This is a genomic window from Arthrobacter cryoconiti, from assembly GCF_020905375.1.
In the GTDB taxonomy this organism is placed as follows: Bacteria; Actinomycetota; Actinomycetes; order Actinomycetales; family Micrococcaceae; genus Specibacter; species Specibacter cryoconiti.
This window is the reverse complement of record NZ_JAJJBU010000017.1, coordinates 119,701-135,795: the sequence shown is the minus strand read 5'-3', so window position 1 is coordinate 135,795 and position 16,095 is coordinate 119,701. Positions and strand designations below refer to the sequence as shown.

Below are 16,095 nucleotides of genomic sequence, written 5' to 3'. Positions count from 1 at the left end.
GAGAACATGGAAAGCGATTACGTGGTGATTGGATCGGGAATCAATTCCCTCGTTGCGGCCGCCGAGTTGGCACACTCGGGAGCAACCGTGACCATCTTGGAGGAACAGGACAGGCTTGGCGGCTTCATCGATTCGGGCGAGCTGACGGTACCGGGGTTCATCCATGACACGTTTTCCTCCTGGCACCCGCTGTTCATGGCGGGCGCGGCGTACGCCGACCTCGGGCCAGAGCTGCACCGCCACGGGTTGCGCTATGTGAATACCGAAGATGCGGGTACGCCGTGGGTGTGCGGCAGCGTGGGATCAGACGCCAAGGGAAAAACTAGCGTGGTGTTGGCTCAACGCGACCCAGTGGAAACCGCCCAAGCCTTTGAACATGCGCTGGACCGAGAAGCCTATGCGGTGATGCTCCAGGAACTCGGCGCGCAAGCACCTGTCATCTTTGGCGCCATGGGTAGCGAGATGGACCTGCCCAACGCGGCAAAGCTGGGATTCAAGGCCTTCCGCATGGGATATACCAAGGTTCAGGCGCTGCTGCGTCAGGGGATCATGAGCGGGCGGAACCTGACTCGTAGCCGATTTGTTGGCACCGAGGTGGACCAGCTGTGGGTGCCTTGGCTCTTGCATGCCGGGCTGGGCCCTGACCAAGCCAGCGGCGGGGTGATGCTCCCGGTGATGGCGGCAAGTATGCACCAATTCGGTTTACCGATTGTTAAGGGCGGGGCAAGCGGGTTCGTCGCTGCCTTTGAATTACTGCTGCGAGAACATGGGGTGACAATCCACACGGGCGCCAAGGCGGATTCGATTCTCGTAACGGACGGGCGGGCGACGGCGGTAAAAACGGCATCCGGAACGTTTGAGGCCAGCCGCGGCATTTTGGCGTCAGTATCGGTGCCACAGCTCTATAACGAATTGCTGGACGTGCCGGCGGTCCCGCCCCGGAGCAGAGGCCAAGCCCGTAAATACCAGCCGGGCCGGGCAGCCATGCAAATCCACGTGGCGCTCGATGCGCCGGTTCCGTGGATTGATGAACGGCTCTCCCAGACACCGTTGATCCACCTTTCCACGGGATCCAATTCGACGGCGATCGCTTGCGCCCAAGCTGAAGCGGGCCTGCTCCCGGCCAATCCCACCATTGTCATCGGCCAGCAATGCGTGTTGGATCCTTCGCGTGCACCGGCCGGCAAAGCAACACTGTGGCTGCAATTGCAGGAGCTTCCCTTCGAACCCGTCGGGGATGCAGCTGGCAAATTGGATACCAGCGAAGGCTGGGATGAAAAGCTTGTTGCTGCCTATACCCAAAGGGTACTGGGGCAGATCGAGCAGTACGCTCCGGGCCTGGGGCGGCTGGTGCTCGGAATCAAGGCAATCAGCCCCCGCGAATTGAGTCAATCGAACCGTAATGCCGTGCGAGGAGATCCTTACGGCGGTTCGCCTGAGCTGTACCAAAACCTGTTGTGGCGTCCGCTGCCGCAGCTGGGCAAGGGACGTTCGCCGGTGAAAAACCTGTGGCATATTGGCGCAGCCACACATCCCGGACCGGGGCTCGGCGGCGGATCCGGACATTTGAGCGCCCAACAACTCATCCGCCGTAGTAAAAGCTCGCGCCGCCAAAAATCCGGCACGTGAGCAGGTATCTTGTGGGTAACGAGATACTGGCTAGTTGTCGCACATCACAAAAAGGAGATTCAATGAGTCCTGTCCATGAAGTCCTCGCAGCCCTGGCCGCCGGTACGGTTGAGGTCGTTGACCTGACAGCCCCACTGTCGGCACAAACACCCACACTTGTACTGCCTGAGCCCTTCGCTAATCTGATTGATTTCAGCCTTGAAGAAGTCTCCGCTTACAACGAGCCGGGCCCGTATTGGAAGCATCACAATATACATACCGGCGAACACATCGGCACGCACATTGATGCACCCATCCACTGGATCTCAGGCCGCGAAGGCAAGGATGTGGCCCAATTGGACCCGGCCCGCCTGGTGGGGCCCGCCGTCGTACTGGATTTCACCAAGGAAACCGAAGCGGACCCAGACTTTCTGGTGGATGTGGCCCACCTGGTTGCCTGGCAGGAAGAACACGGCGCATTCCCGGCCAACGCCTGGCTGCTTTTCCGCACAGGCTGGGACCAGTACGGCCATGACCAGCAGGCCTTCCTGAATCTGGACGAGAACGGATCTCACACCCCGGGCTTCACCGCAGAATGTGCACAGTGGATGGCTCAGGAACTGAAAATCTCTGGTATCGGCGTGGAAACCGTGGGGATCGACGCCGGCAATGCCGCAGCGCTCAACCCTCCGTTCCCGGTGCACTACTTCCTCCTCGGCGCCGACAAATACGGGATCACGTCGCTGAAGAACCTGGCCCAATTGCCAACCCAGGGGGCCATGATTGTGGTGGCCCCACTGCCGATCGTAGGAGGCACGGGCGCCCCGGCCCGCGTCATGGCACTGATCCAAAAGTAGCAGCGATCCGCCCTGGCGGGCAGGCGGAGACGCCACGGCGGGAAGGCGGAAACGCCACGCTCATCTCTGGAGAACCTCAACCCAGTCCTGACCAACCCAGCATCGACCAACCCAGCACCGAAGGAAACTCTCATGAATGTCGCTCAACTTGTCGGCAGGACACTCGCCCAGCTTGGCGTAGGACATTGCTTTGGGGTGGTCGGTTCGGGAAATTTCACCATCACGAACACCTTGATCGAGCAAGGGGTCCCGTTTACGGCGACCCGACACGAGGGAGGGGCTGCGACAATGGCGGACGCTTTCGCTCGAACCAGCGGGCAGGTGGCGTTACTTTCGGTGCATCAGGGGTGTGGGCTGACCAATGCAGCTACAGGAATCGGGGAGGCCGCCAAGTCTCGCACGCCGATGATCGTGCTGGCCGCTGAGGCTGCACCAAGCGCCGTGTATTCGAACTTCGCTATGGACCAAGACGGTTTCGCCGCCTCTGTCTACGCTGTCCCCGAGCGTGTGCACAGCGCTCAAACGGCAGTGGCGGACACGATCCGTGCGTATCGTCGGGCAGTAAACGACCGCCGCACTGTGGTGCTGAACCTGCCGCTGAACGTCCAGGCCCAGGAAGTGCCCGACGGCGCGGGTCAGCCTCCAGCGGAAATGTCACCAGCCGAAACAGTCCGCCCCTCGAGGGCCGCCGTTGCCGCACTAGTCGAATTGCTTCAAAACGCCCAGCGCCCGGTCTTTGTGGCCGGGCGTGGAGGCCGAGGAGCCAAGGTGGAGATCCTTGAACTGGCCAAGCTGACGGGCGCGCTCGTGGCGACTTCCGCCGTCGCCAAGGGCCTTTTTAACGAAGATGAATTCAACCTCGGTATTTCCGGCGGCTTCTCCTCGCCGCTGGCCGCCGAGCTGATCACCGGCGCAGACTTAATCGTGGGCTTCGGCTGTGCCCTGAACATGTGGACGATGCGCCACGGCCAATTGATAAGTGCGGACACCAAGGTGGTCCAGATCGACCTCGAGGACCAGGCGTTGGGCGCCAACAGACCCATCGATCTGGGTGTGCTGGGTGATTCGGGCGAATGCGCCACCGATGTCCTCGCTGAGATCAAGCGCCAGGGCCACGCTCCGCGCGAGGGTTACCGCAGCGCGGCAGTTGCGGCGCGCATCAAGGATTCCATTCTTTGGCAACAAGTTGAGTTCCAGGAGCTTTGCGAACCACAGCGGATCGATCCTCGCACGTTGACCAAACGGCTGGATGAACTGCTGCCAACCGAGCGTATTGTGAGCGTGGATTCCGGGAACTTTATGGGCTACCCGAGCCAATACCTCTCCGTACCCGACGAGTTCGGCTTCTGTTTCACCCAAGCGTTTCAATCTATTGGGCTGGGGTTGTCCACGGCTATTGGTGCGGCCCTGGCCCAGCCGGAGCGCCTGCCGGTCTTGGGGACGGGGGACGGCGGGTTCCACATGGCCATTGCGGAGCTGGACACGGCCGTGCGCCTGAAAATGCCGTTGGTGTGCATCGTCTACAACGACGCCGCCTATGGTGCTGAAGTGCACCACTTCGCAGCCGACAATCCAGATGCGGACATGAGCTCAGTACAATTCCCTGACACCGATTTCGCCGCCATTGGACGTGGCTTTGGCGCCGATGGGATTACAGTCCGCAGCCTCGCGGACCTGGATGCCGTCAGTGAATGGCTGGACTCAAGTCCCAGCCGTCCACTGGTAATCGATGCAAAGATCGCCTCGGATTCCGGTTCATGGTGGCTCGCTGAGGCGTTCAAGGGGCACTAAAACCCATCCGCAAGGGATGAATTGCACTCTGCGGATTGCGGAATTTGCCAAATCAGATGGGGCCCAGACTTGGTTGCTGGGTTCTTTTTGGTGAGTCGTTGATCGCCGCACTAACCGGTAGCGGGTGGGCTGCGGTGCGGGATGGCCGGCGTGCCGCGGGACGGCGGGCGTGCTGCGGGGTGTTAGAACACCTAGGCATTGATCTTGGTGCTCAGCAAAACGGAACCCGGTGCTCAGCGAAAAAGTCCCCGGGACAGCCTGGATCCCTGCGGACCGAGAGATCTGGCTGGGCTTGTGTACCGAATCGTGGACTCCGGCTCCGCAGCCGTCAGCGAAAATATGGGTTTCTGTTATTTGCGCACCTCATCACAGCCCTATAGACGTTTCGTGCAGCTGCGGTCCGCTTGCCTGCCCCGGGAAGTGCCCAGCCGTTAACGAAAATGATGAGGAGGATTTGAAAGAAATTTCGTTGAATTAGATGAGTAAAACGATGATCTGGACTGCTTTTGGCACTATGCGGCTCTGACCTGCGGAACACGACCGCAGGTCAGATAAACTTTGGTGCCCCGGGCGGGAATTGAACCCACGACCAAGAGAATCTCAGCATCTGGATGTTGAGGGGTGCCGCTGCCTATCAGAAATGGCGGATTTCCGGGCTTCCTCCTCAACTTTGAAGGCTATGGCATGTCGTGGATTGCGGTTGTTTTTGGTTGAAAAGGGGGAGTAAAAGGGGAGTGGCCTCGTGGGCTTCGACTGTGACATAGGCGAGAACAGGTTCGTCGTCCATCTGTAATCGGTAAGTGTCAGTCATTATCGACTCCTATAACTCCACGCCCGGGATTTGATCGACCGCGCTGGGTGGAAGACATTAAAAAGTGTTCGGCGGAACTGGGGTTGGGGGCTCTTCGCGGTTCGTGGTGAATACCAGCCCGCTGAGATGAATTCATGCCACATTCCGGGCGGCACTTCTTAGCAGGATACGTGATTGATAGTTGATTGGATTGCGGAACCCGCGGGCAATCCTTTGGCAGAGTTTCCGATGCCCGGTACGGTTTCGATCCAAGAGGAAGCTGATCCCTTCGACTGGGACCCATATGACCTGGGCTCTTTTGATGGCCAGCCAGATCGCGTCGGTATTGCCGACTTCACCATCGTCCCTGGCCCCACAGGCGTTCAGCTGGGTGGCTCGCCGGATGACATGGACGAAGTACTGTACAACGTTGCCGTGATGCTTGCCCTTGAACGACCCGATCTGTTGGCGGAAATATTGGAGAAGGACGGGGACTTGCTTGTACTTTCGAACGTCTGGATTGAACCGAAATACCGTGGCCACCAAATCGGCCACAGGATCTTGGCTGGAATCCTGTCCCTGGTGGGGCGGGGCGTTGCGGTGGTCATACTCAAGGCGGCGCCCAATCTAGATGAAGATGACCCTCCCGAAGCCTCACCGGAGCATTTACCGGCGAAGGCTGCACTACGCCGCTACTGGACCCACTTCGGATTCCCGACCGCAGCTCGGGACTACATGGTATATGCGGTCCCGAGGTAGTCCCATACGAGTCATCGTTGGGCGCGCAAATTCGGTGCCGTTTCTCATGGAGATGCTGACGGAGGAGAACTGGAAGGGTGGGGAAATTTGGTTCAGCCCGGGCAACATCAGCTGTGGTCGGTACTGTCGTTGATTCTTTGTGGTGGCGGGGGCTCTTGGTGGAAGCCTGCGGTGGTTCCACTTCACAATGTCGACATCAATTTCTCGATGACCGAGAAATCTTGGCGGTTGCCGCCGTCTTCCCCGCGAGTACTGAGAGGCCGCTGCCCAGGTACAAGGCGTCAGCGCATCATTGGCGATTGAGGGGTCTCCGCGGGGAAGACCGCAGGGGTAGCGAGACGTCCGTCTCGACGATCGTTCGCATCGGATTTGCCACGGGGGTCTTTGCCGCGTTTCACTCGTCCAGACTTCGCAAATCCTGTGAAGCCATGTGGCTCCACACGACGGTTCGCGGAGGCAGGCACGACGCGGATCGATTCACCGGGTTTCAAACTAATGGGGGCCATCACAGATTGGAGCTCGGAGAGGGCCGCTATCTCAACAACTCGGTGGGCCGGGTTGACGATCGGCGGCAGCTTCATCTTTGCAAGACGCTGCACAGGCGAGGAGGTTGGGCGTCTCAGCTGCTCGTCGAGCGTGACTTTTAGCCGCGCAGCAAGAATTTCGCGGCGTAAGGTATCGAACACCAAGTCCTTACGATCGGTGCTGGTATTCCGGCTCAGGCCGGGAACTCTGTCGTCAACCATCCTTTTTCTCCATGTTGCTTCTATTCTCTCGCGACTTGGCCCCGGCGTCTACGGTGCCTGTGGAGTGGCGTGGTTTCTTTCCAGCTTCTTTTGGCACTGGCGAAGCGATGTCGTTGTCAGTCATTCCTAATGAATCATCGGTGTCCTCGTAGTAACTTTGCACCGAAGCTGTTTCTTCCTCCGTCAGGTTTTCCTGCCACTGGGCGTCCTTGATAAGACGCTCGATGTCTTCATCTTGCATTTCAGTGGAGGTTGCCTGCCACACGGCGTCCAGCAGCTCTTTGTCTTCGGGGTCCGCCAGTTTACTCTTGGCCATGAGGACAAGTACTCCAGTGCCGTAGCCGTACATCGTTGTGTTCACAGACGTGGTCGCGTCCAGCGACCACTGCGTCCGCCGCCACCATTCGGATTTTGCGTCAGACTCACTTTTCTGTTTCAAGGTTGATTCATGCGTTGAAATCTGGGCAGCTAGTGCCCGTTGCTGCTGCTTCAGGTTTCGATACCCTACGACTGCGGCAACTATGGCTGCCACCAGAGCCGCGATCGGTGTAAGAGCCGCGAAATCAGCCCATATGGAAGGATCCCTCGGCGCTAAAGCCTGTAGCGCACCGATGACTCGGTCGGCTATTTCCTGAATCTGCTTGTCGTCCACGGTCTACCCACACGCCCCGCCGCCTTCGGCAGCAGCTAGAGGTCCTCGTCCAGGATCCTGGCTATTGCTTGTCTTTAAGGCATCAGGATCCACTGTCCCTGGCGTCCTGCTAGCGAAAATGCGTTCCTCGGTAAAGTGCAGGTATCGGATCACTTCAAGCTCGCCTTCCACCTGTTCAGGGAGCTTGCTGTCGTACTGGAGTGGACGCTCAGGGTGTAAATCGAACGCCGGCGAGATGGCGCGCAGGGCGTGTTCGGGAACGACCAGTTCCTTGCCGCTCTTGAGCAGCGACCAACGGGTCCGTGAGATGTAGCGCCGATTTCCTTCTGCGCACCGTCCCAGATCGCCAGGCAGTAGAAGGGCCGCCTCAACTCGGACAGGATGAAGTCCAGCAAAAGATTGATCTTCCGAGCGAGCGTTTCAGCTCGTCGTAAACCCGCTTTGTCTTCCGGTAAAAGATTGAAATCGTTCACTAATTAAACTCCAAGTCGTTACTAGGAGAAAGCAGAAAAAGGCACCTGACCCAATGATGTGCCTAACAGGGCTTCCTGCCAAGTAAGTCCGCGAATTGACACTCGGCTGAACAGCTGTATTGGCGACGATAGCAATGACGACTTGTCGAAGCCGCTGGCGGTCCAAAACATCGCACCCACCTCAAACCGGAGTGGTTCCTGGAAGTTGGACACAGTGACCATGTTGTTTTGTAGTGTGAGAAATTGGCCGTTTTCTGTCTCTACTATTGCTAGTTCATGGAGGCGACGGCCTCCTTAAGTGGGGTCTCGACCCGGGCGATGTACTCTTGGCGTGTCTCGCGGGCGGTCGGGGTCGGGGCGCTGATAGCGGCCAGTTGTTGTTGGGGAAGCCGGAAAGCTATGGACATGGTTCGGATTCCGGGGGTGTGTTCCTCCTCGACCAACGCATAGCCTCGGTCGGCGGCCAGTTGGATTTGTTCCATGATGTCCTCACGGCGGATGCGAGTGTTGATGGTATGCCGCTCTAGGTGGGTTTCTTTCAGGATGGCTTTTACTTCGTCGGTGGACAGCAACGAAAGCATGGCTCGACCCATGGCCGTGCAGTATGCTGGCAGCTTTCGTCCGGGGGCAACCTGAATTGACAATTCGCGCTTGGACGTGACGGCTAACACATTGACAACTTCACTGCCTTCGAGTTGGGTCAGGGTTGAGGTTTCGTTGAGTTGTCGTGTGAGTTCCTTTAGTGCAGATTCTGCCCGCAAAGTTGAATCGTTTGCGGCGAAGTAGGGGTTGCTGAGCTCCAGCAGTTTTGCCTGTGCAGCGAATCTGCCGTTTCGGTGGGCGAAATAGCCAAGCTCAGTAAGTGTGCTCAGGTAACGCCGGGCCGCAGCGGGGGACATCTTCACCCGTTGGGCGACCTCCGACAGAGTCAACGCGGATCCGTCGAATGACGAAATGACAGCCAGTCCTCGTTCGAAAGCCTGGACGTACTCATTTCGTGGATATTCTGCGCCCATTGCGCACCCCCTGGTTGTCGTCGAGTCGATTGCCACCCTTGACGGGAGACCTCGGTCACACTCATACTATTTCGAGTAGCGAATACTAGTTTCGCACAACGAAAACGAAAGGTGAAGAGATGCGCCGAATATTTTTTACGGCCGCCACCGCACTTTCCATAGGACTTGCCGCGACCGTGGCACTTAGCGGCTGCGTCGTCTTACGCCCGGGGGTGTCCGCCAACGCGGCCGGTACCGAACAAAAAACCGCGTATACCCAGCTCGTTGAACTTCCTACCGCGATCAAGGACAAGGGCGTCCTTGTCATCGCATCCCAGCTCGCTTCACCGCCGCTCATCTTTCAGGTCAATGGCTCCAACGCGATAGAGGGCATCAACAAGGACATTGCTGATGAGGTGGGAAGCAGGCTCGGCGTGAAGATTGAGTGGACCCAGCTTCCCTTTGCCGGCCTGATCCCAGCGGTCCAGTCCGGCAAGGCCGATGCTGGGATGGACTTGATCGGAGATACAGAGCAGCGTCGGGCTGCAGTGGATTTCGCCAATTACATGAATCAGGCGACATCCCCGTTGGTCCGGCGAGGAAACCCGGAGGGGATCCATTCTGTTGATGACCTGTGCGGGCTCCCAGTGTCCATAGTCCGCGGCGGCGTGCAGCTGGAACTGGCTGAGGCGACCAGCAAGAAGTGCGTTAGTGAGGGCAAGAAGCCGATCCAAATCGACCAGTACAGCGCCCCTGGCGATGCGCGCCTTTCGGTCCAGGCAGGACGCGACGCCGCGTTCCTCGGGAACACTCCCGTGATGCGCTACATCGCGGAGCAGAAGGCAACGAAGTCCATATTCGAAATGGGTGGCGAGGCAACCTATCAGTTGCAGCCCATCGGGATCATTACGGCCAAAGGCAACCCTGCCGTCCATGACTCGATCCAGTCGGCACTGGACATGATGCAGGCCGATGGCTCCATTTCCAAGATTCTGAAGAAGTGGAACACCGAAGATCTCGCCCTGGCCACACCAGCTAAGGAAAGCAAATGACAACCGCCGTGGATACACAACGAAACACTGCGCTGGCCAGCGCGTCGGATCGGGTGGCGGCCAAACGCCATCCCTGGCGCCTCGTCTTTGGCATCGCAGCTACAGCTGTGGTCATCTGGGGCGCATTGGGCCTTTGGCTGAACCCAGCCTTGGACCACCAGACGATTTACAAATATCTCACCGCCGGATCGATCCTCTCCGGTGTAAGGAACACTATTGTCCTGGCCGTGATTTCGATGGTCATCGGCACTGTCGGCGGTTTCCTGGTGGCCGTCATGCGGCTGTCCTCCAATCCAGTCCTGCGGGCTATTGGTTTCGGCTACGTGGCCTTGATCCGCAGCATTCCGTTGCTGGTGCTCATTCTGTTCATGGGGAACTTGGCATTGTTCTGGTCCAGGTTGGATATTGTGAACCCGTTCAATCCGAATGAAATTTGGGTCAGTTGGAGCATGAACAGCTTGGTCACTCCTTTCATCGCATCGATCTTGGCTCTGGCGATTAATGAGGCTGCCTATATGGGGGAAGTGATCCGCTCCGGGCTGCGTTCTGTAGACCAGGGTCAGCGCGAAGCAGCAACGGCGCTGGGACTGGGGGCCACACATTCGATGTTCAAGGTGGTTCTGCCTCAAGCCATGAGGGTGATTCTCCCGCCGGCCGGGAGCCAGTTCGTAACCATGATCAAGATGACCTCACTCGTTTCGGTAATCGCCGGCGGCGACTTGTTGACTGAAGCTCAGAACATTGCCGCCACTAACCTGCGAACGCTCGAACTGCTGGTCATTGCCTCGGCCTGGTACCTCTTGATTACAGGAATTGCGACAGTAGGCCAATCCATCTTGGAACACCGCCTTGAGCGCGGCCAGCGAAAGGTATCGGTCTAAACATGACTCGCTCAGCATTGCTGGAAATTTCTGCAGTCAACAAGTTCTATGCCAACCTCCACGTACTCAAGGGTGTCAGCCTCGAAGTACCTGAAGGCACAGTGGCCTGCTTGCTCGGCCCATCTGGCTCGGGTAAATCCACCTTGTTGCGGTGCATCAATCACCTCGAATCCATTGACGCCGGACGCATCACAATGTCCGGACAAACCCTCGCCTACGAAGAACGCGACGGGCAGATGCATGAGCGTCCCCGCGCCAAGATCGACAGGCAACGACAAGACATAGGCATGGTGTTCCAGCACTTCAACCTCTTCCCGCATTACACGGTGCTGCAAAACATCACTCTGGCCCCGACGCTGCTGAAGAAATCGCGCAAGGCCAACGTCACTGCTCAGGCCATGGAGTTGCTGGACAAGGTCGGATTGGCCAACAAGCACAATGCCTACCCCTCGGCACTCTCCGGCGGGCAGCAACAACGCGTTGCCATCGCCAGGGCACTTGCCATGCACCCGAAGGTCATGCTCTTTGACGAGCCGACTTCCGCATTGGACCCCGAACTGGTAGCCGAGGTCTTGAAAGTGATGAAGGATCTGGCTCAGGGTGGCATGACGATGATCGTGGTCACCCACGAAATGGCGTTCGCTAGGGAAGTCGCAGACTCCGTTGTCGTTATGGACGCCGGAGTCATCATCGAATCCGGCACTCCAGGGGAAGTTTTTGACAATCCACAGCATGAAAGAACCCGTGAATTCCTGCGCCATGTGCGCTGATTTAGACCAGGAGAAGAAGCAAACATGAAGAGCCAACTCGTCTTACTGGGCACCGGTGGGGGACCCACACCGAAAGCGGAACGCAATGCGGCCTGCAACGCCATTGTGGTCGGAGACGCAACCTACATCATCGATGCTGGCAATGGGGTGGCACGGCAAATGGCCTTTGCCAAACTCCCGTTTGACTCAATCCGTGCTGTAGGAATCACGCACCACCACAGTGACCACAATGCCGATGCCGGAACGCTGCTCCATTTGGCCTGGTGCGCGAACCTTCAAGGACCAGTAACCACGTTCGGCCCGGCACCGTGGTCCCGGATCTGGGAATCCTTTCTGGCCTACGCAACGACTGATGTTAAGACCCGGATCGTTGACGAAGGTCGGCCCGCGTTCGATTCAATGGTCACCGCCAAGGACGTCGAGGAACCCGGACTGGTTTTTGAGGACGACCGCGTGCGCATCACGGCGGCCTGGGTGAACCATCCTCCGATTCCAGCCCTTGCCTACCGGATCGACACCGACGACCGCTCCTACGTGATCTCGGGAGACACGACGCCGTGTGATTCGCTCGTTGAACTGGCCATGGGCGCGGACGTACTGGTCCACGAGGTCATGCACGTCCCCAGCATTGATCCGCTCCTGCAGCGTTCCAACGGTCAACGGCTACGCGAGCATTTGATCAACTCTCACACTTCCTCGACCGAGGTAGGGGAGATAGCATCGCGGGCGGGAGTCGACCAACTGGTACTCTCACACTTCGTGCCCGGCAGTCCAGCTTTGCCGGACGAAATCTGGCTCGACGATGCCAGAAAGCGCTTTGACGGGAAGATCGTGGCTGGCCAAGACCTGATGATCATCTAATTCAGTAAAAGTGACAGCGGACGACTTCGGCTTCATCTGGAAACTGAAGCTGTCTTGACTTCAGATTGCGCCAAGGACTAAGGGCCAAGGATGCCTCGACGCAGGGAAGTGTCGATCAGGCAACCGAACTATCGCTCGATGATGTGCAACCCAGATGACGACGTTGTGGCGAAATATGGGTGGAGGTCGCGATGCTTGCGTAACCAGGACTTCGCTGGAATGTCTCAGCCTATTCGGTTGGCTGACGGGGCCGAATTACGAGAGCGGGCATGAGTAAGTTCCATACCGGGTGCCGGCAGTCGGGCTACCGCTACACTGGCAAGCTCGACACTTTGCGACGTGGATTGAATCAGAGTACGGCGATCGAAGGCTCCATCATCACCAGCCAGAGCATCAAGAAACCCAACTGGATGAAACCGCGTATTCCCTCGTTTTTTAGTCAGCTCTTCGGGAAAAGGGGGAGTGCAATCGCGAGAAAGTTTGGCTGAATTGGGGGAGTAAAAGGGGAGTTGACTTCGTTTGCCTCTGACTTGCGGTGCATAACCGCAGGTCAGAGGCCCTTTGTGCCCCGGGCCGGACTCGAACCGGCGGCCAAGAGATTAGAAGGCTCCTGCTCTATCCGCTGAGCTACCGAGGCGTCGGGCTTCTTACTGTCCGCTAACTGTCCAAGCCTAAGATTCTGGCCAACCAAGCGTCCGGTACTGTCCACTTGGGTGGACAGTAAACCCGTGGACTACTCTATCGAATTATTCAGCGCATCCGAAGCCGAGTGCAGATCACCAGCAAACAGTTCGGCATATGTGTTGAGGGTCATGGTTGCGTCCTTGTGCCCGGCAATCCGCTGAGCCAGTTTGACGTTGTGTGTCTGGGCGAGAATTAAGCTCACGGCGGTGTGTCTTAAGTCGTGGAAAGTTGGGGGAGTGGACATGTCGGCCCCAGCCTTTTTGATTACTCGCGCTGTGAAATTGGAATGGTGCAATACGTTGTCGTTCCGCGCATGAAACAACAACCCGTCATCGTGGCGCGCAGACAACACCATGTCAGCCACCTTGGATGGAACCGGAACGGTTCGCCGCTCGCCGTTCTTGGTTGTCGACTCGATAAGCCGTGAGCCGTCAGAGGACCACGCGCGCACAACGTCGATGGAATATGTATTGACTTCCTTGAACTCGCCTTTGGCCTCGCGCCTAGCCTTACTATTTCTCCGGACCTGTTGAGTAGTCGCGACAATGTCGGAGCGCTTTAACGCCGAAATCTCTCCCCACCGTAGGCCGGTGGTACCAGCCAGCATGATCATGTCCTCCCAACCCACACACCGGCGAGCGAATGCTTGCAGCTCTGGCATGGTCATGTATACGTGTTGCTTCTCGACCTTGACGGATGGCACGTAATCGGCATTACCGGTGGCATCTTTGGCTGGATTTCGTGGCAGTAGTTCCAAATAGACGGCGTGATTCATGAGTCGACCAAACATGAGCGCTACGCGTCGACGTGTGTTTGCGCCAGACTGGTTGGCGGAGCCAACCTCCATGGTTGCTATCCATTTGGCAACGTCACGGTGATGGACATTGGCTAGCGGAGTGTGCTCCCATCGAGGGGCGATGTGTTTAGTCCAGTTCTTCCTATAATTGTCTGCAGTTGATGGAGCGATAGGCTTCTTGCCGCGGGCGCCCATGGACTCCAGTCGCTCCATCCAGGACTCGTAAAGGGCTCCGACCTGAGTCTGTTGGGCCCTTCGCGGGTCGACATACGATCCGGAACTGATGTTCGCTTGCTGTTCCACGAGCCAAGCTTCCGCATCCTTCCGCAGCCGGAATGCTTTCCGCTTTCTGGCACCGCCGAGCACGCGGAAGTCAGCTACCCATGGAGAGCGTACGGAACCGATGCCGGTTCGCTTGTTCGGATCATACTTGTTTACAGGCATGTAAAGACAATAGCAGGAGACCGTTATGGACAGTGTTTCTCAGAACAAATGAGACTGTGCTGGGCACGAGAGTTAAGCGGATTTGCAAGTGTTACGAAGATGTCGTCAAATGAGAATAGAGGGCGAAAGGACCTGCCGGCCCCTTGCTGTAGGTGGATCTTGACATCTGAGTGAGCGCCCTCGAGTGCATGAATAGTTCCTCCCGACAATGGCTAGGTTGCCACTGGCGGTTCAATATTCGTTCTAACCAGCCGCCCCCCTTTGGGCGGCTTTTTTGTGCCCAATTACTAAACCCTGGAGTTCACTATTTCCCCGACCTTACAATCAGCAGCCACGGCAGAGCCGTGCACATTCTTCACTCGCCAAGAATTGGCGCGGGAACTCAAGATAAGCGAGAAATGGCTTGCCACGAATCTTTCTGGCGGCCCAACCTTTCACAAGATTGGTAACCGTGTCCGTTACCACCAAGATGATGTGGCCAAATGGACTAAGCAGCAGCGTCAAGTCATCCGATGATGGACCTGGCCTCGGCAAGCTTCGTTGATCTTGCGCCGCAATTGTATATCAGTGGCCCAACAGAAGAATTTCTTGCGCGGGATTGTCTACCGAGAGCACGTGGACAGCGAGCAATACCGCGACCGCCTGGGCGTGCTGTACCGCTACTCGTTGGGAGTAGCCAAGAAGCCGGCCCTGATGACTGGACAAGTTTGGTTTCGGTGCCGGTCGTTTCCAGCCAAGGAGCGACGGCCAACCCAACCCGGCATCTGGATGCCGCTTCGGCCTTCCACGCTGCTGACTATGCGCTGGCCTCGGTTCGCTACCATGCCCTGTTGGACGTGCGGCAGAGTTGGCGGGTTGGATATATGGCGGCAGTGAACCGTTCTGGACTCAAGCCAAATGTTGTTCACACGCTGTCGGTGATGCTAGAAACGGTCGACTTCAGAGGGGTTACCGCAATAAGTCGCCGGATGATTGCTAACGCAGTTGGAGGGATCCGTGAGGCCACTGTTTCGACACACTGGAAGCTGGCCCGTAATGCTGACCTGCTGACAAGCAGGGCACGATTCAACAACTCCAGCATCCACGAGCTACACGAGCCAGGCCTAAGCGTCGGTCATAAGGACGCTCCTGGGTCTTGGCGGCTCACACCGCACTCTTGGACTCTCGAAGAGTGCGAGTGGTGGGCTTCGCTGTGCACCCCTTCGCCAATGGGAGTGCCTTGGGGAGGGGATACTGCCCCGTTCTAGAAACCGCACTCTATATAAGTACGGCACGTCGGGGCAGCGGCAGCAGCACCCCTGCGATGCCGCAGTAGACACTTTAGTCCTCAACCAATTACGGAATCGGACCTGAAGACGTTCGTAGCCTCCAGAGCCGTCTGGCGGACGACGTCCTCCGTCGGCAGAAATGATTCGACACCTGACAGCCGCCACGGACGCAGTCCGAGAGCGGCTGTGCTGTTGCTAAAAACAACTTCCCTATAGGCGGCTGGACTTCGTCCGCCGCCTATAGCAGTTCATGGTTTCGGTCTGAAGGTGTCGACATTGGAGTTGCTGTCAATGGCACGAATGGTGCCAACGTAGCACCTAGGTGAGTCTGCGGATCCATGTTGCGTTGCGTTTGGTGGCTGCATCGGTAAAGGCAACAGCCGCGCCGGATCCGGAAGCTCAGAATGCGTTGCTGACTACGGGACTGGGGCAGCCCTGGTTGAGCTTTGCAATACATGTTTGAACACGGTGCCGGAAGCCTCCGGCATTACCCCCGCGTGGACGCTCGAAGCGTCCCGCAGTATCGATTGGAATACCCTATGAGCGCGACAGCGCCCGAAACCCTTCGTCAAGCAAAGGAATTCGACATCTATAAGAGGCACTACATGTGGCTTGGTCTTTGTAGTACCTGCGCCATTCAAGCGTCGTGGGGGCATCAGCAAGGGTTT

Annotated in this window: 12 protein-coding genes and 1 tRNA gene; 8 read left to right on the top strand and 5 right to left on the bottom strand. The window is 57.7% G+C overall.

What is annotated here, in order from left to right; genetic code table 11:
- The first annotated feature begins 6 nt into the window (after window positions 1–6).
- The 4 genes from LOH53_RS09560 (at window position 7) to LOH53_RS09545 (ending at window position 5,805) form a co-directional block, all read left to right on the top strand.
- On the top strand, window positions 7–1,629 hold the full coding sequence (locus LOH53_RS09560) for a phytoene desaturase family protein (RefSeq protein WP_230067501.1): 1,623 nt from the start codon (window positions 7–9) through the stop codon (window positions 1,627–1,629).
- Window positions 1,630–1,691: 62 nt separating this feature from the next.
- On the top strand, window positions 1,692–2,465 hold the full coding sequence (locus LOH53_RS09555) for a cyclase family protein (RefSeq protein WP_230067500.1): 774 nt from the start codon (window positions 1,692–1,694) through the stop codon (window positions 2,463–2,465).
- Window positions 2,466–2,597: 132 nt separating this feature from the next.
- A complete protein-coding gene (locus tag LOH53_RS09550; protein WP_230067499.1) occupies window positions 2,598–4,256 on the top strand; it encodes a thiamine pyrophosphate-binding protein in 1,659 nt (552 codons plus the stop codon).
- Window positions 4,257–5,241: 985 nt separating this feature from the next.
- A complete protein-coding gene (locus LOH53_RS09545; RefSeq protein ID WP_230067498.1) occupies window positions 5,242–5,805 on the top strand; it encodes a hypothetical protein in 564 nt (187 codons plus the stop codon).
- A 281-nt stretch (window positions 5,806–6,086) separates the two neighbouring features.
- Here LOH53_RS09545 and LOH53_RS09540 read toward each other — a convergent pair whose 3' ends face one another.
- From LOH53_RS09540 to LOH53_RS09530, 3 genes are all read right to left on the bottom strand, one after another.
- Window positions 6,087–6,551 (bottom strand): hypothetical protein, encoded by a 465-nt coding sequence (locus LOH53_RS09540; protein ID WP_230067497.1) that lies wholly within the window; start codon window positions 6,549–6,551, stop codon window positions 6,087–6,089.
- Window positions 6,544–7,203, bottom strand: coding sequence for a hypothetical protein (locus LOH53_RS09535; protein WP_230067496.1), 660 nt, complete (start codon window positions 7,201–7,203; stop codon window positions 6,544–6,546). The genes LOH53_RS09540 and LOH53_RS09535 overlap by 8 nt, the downstream gene beginning before the upstream one ends.
- 742 nt (window positions 7,204–7,945) lie before the next feature.
- Window positions 7,946–8,692, bottom strand: a complete 747-nt coding sequence (locus LOH53_RS09530; RefSeq protein ID WP_230067495.1) for an IclR family transcriptional regulator — start codon at window positions 8,690–8,692, stop codon at window positions 7,946–7,948.
- Between the two features lie 119 nt (window positions 8,693–8,811).
- Here LOH53_RS09530 and LOH53_RS09525 point away from each other — a divergent pair, with 119 nt between their 5' ends.
- The 4 genes from LOH53_RS09525 to LOH53_RS09510 are packed head-to-tail and all read left to right on the top strand — an operon-like array spanning window position 8,812 to window position 12,235.
- Window positions 8,812–9,723, top strand: coding sequence for an ABC transporter substrate-binding protein (locus LOH53_RS09525; protein WP_230067494.1), 912 nt, complete (start codon window positions 8,812–8,814; stop codon window positions 9,721–9,723).
- Window positions 9,720–10,604, top strand: coding sequence for an amino acid ABC transporter permease (locus LOH53_RS09520; RefSeq protein ID WP_230067493.1), 885 nt, complete (start codon window positions 9,720–9,722; stop codon window positions 10,602–10,604). Before LOH53_RS09525 ends, LOH53_RS09520 begins: the two co-directional genes overlap by 4 nt.
- A 2-nt stretch (window positions 10,605–10,606) precedes the next feature.
- Window positions 10,607–11,374: an amino acid ABC transporter ATP-binding protein gene (locus LOH53_RS09515; protein ID WP_326832762.1), complete on the top strand. Its 768-nt coding sequence runs from the start codon at window positions 10,607–10,609 to the stop codon at window positions 11,372–11,374.
- Window positions 11,375–11,398: 24 nt separating this feature from the next.
- Window positions 11,399–12,235, top strand: coding sequence for an MBL fold metallo-hydrolase (locus LOH53_RS09510; RefSeq protein ID WP_230067492.1), 837 nt, complete (start codon window positions 11,399–11,401; stop codon window positions 12,233–12,235).
- Window positions 12,236–12,799: 564 nt separating this feature from the next.
- Here LOH53_RS09510 and LOH53_RS09505 read toward each other — a convergent pair.
- Window positions 12,800–12,872 (bottom strand) — tRNA-Arg (locus tag LOH53_RS09505).
- A gap of 96 nt (window positions 12,873–12,968) precedes the next feature.
- Complete coding sequence (locus LOH53_RS09500) at window positions 12,969–14,159, bottom strand: tyrosine-type recombinase/integrase (RefSeq protein ID WP_230067491.1); 1,191 nt, start codon at window positions 14,157–14,159, stop codon at window positions 12,969–12,971.
- Window positions 14,160–16,095 lie beyond the last annotated feature (1,936 nt).

Coding starts and splice junctions, on each gene's coding strand:
- LOH53_RS09540 (WP_230067497.1), bottom strand. CDS start 6,551: ATGGTTGACGACAGAGTTCCCGGCCTGAGCCGGAATACCAGCACCGAT.
- LOH53_RS09550 (WP_230067499.1), top strand. CDS start 2,598: ATGAATGTCGCTCAACTTGTCGGCAGGACACTCGCCCAGCTTGGCGTA.
- LOH53_RS09525 (WP_230067494.1), top strand. CDS start 8,812: ATGCGCCGAATATTTTTTACGGCCGCCACCGCACTTTCCATAGGACTT.
- LOH53_RS09555 (WP_230067500.1), top strand. CDS start 1,692: ATGAGTCCTGTCCATGAAGTCCTCGCAGCCCTGGCCGCCGGTACGGTT.
- LOH53_RS09500 (WP_230067491.1), bottom strand. CDS start 14,159: ATGCCTGTAAACAAGTATGATCCGAACAAGCGAACCGGCATCGGTTCC.
- LOH53_RS09510 (WP_230067492.1), top strand. CDS start 11,399: ATGAAGAGCCAACTCGTCTTACTGGGCACCGGTGGGGGACCCACACCG.
- LOH53_RS09515 (WP_326832762.1), top strand. CDS start 10,607: ATGACTCGCTCAGCATTGCTGGAAATTTCTGCAGTCAACAAGTTCTAT.
- LOH53_RS09530 (WP_230067495.1), bottom strand. CDS start 8,692: ATGGGCGCAGAATATCCACGAAATGAGTACGTCCAGGCTTTCGAACGA.
- LOH53_RS09520 (WP_230067493.1), top strand. CDS start 9,720: ATGACAACCGCCGTGGATACACAACGAAACACTGCGCTGGCCAGCGCG.
- LOH53_RS09560 (WP_230067501.1), top strand. CDS start 7: ATGGAAAGCGATTACGTGGTGATTGGATCGGGAATCAATTCCCTCGTT.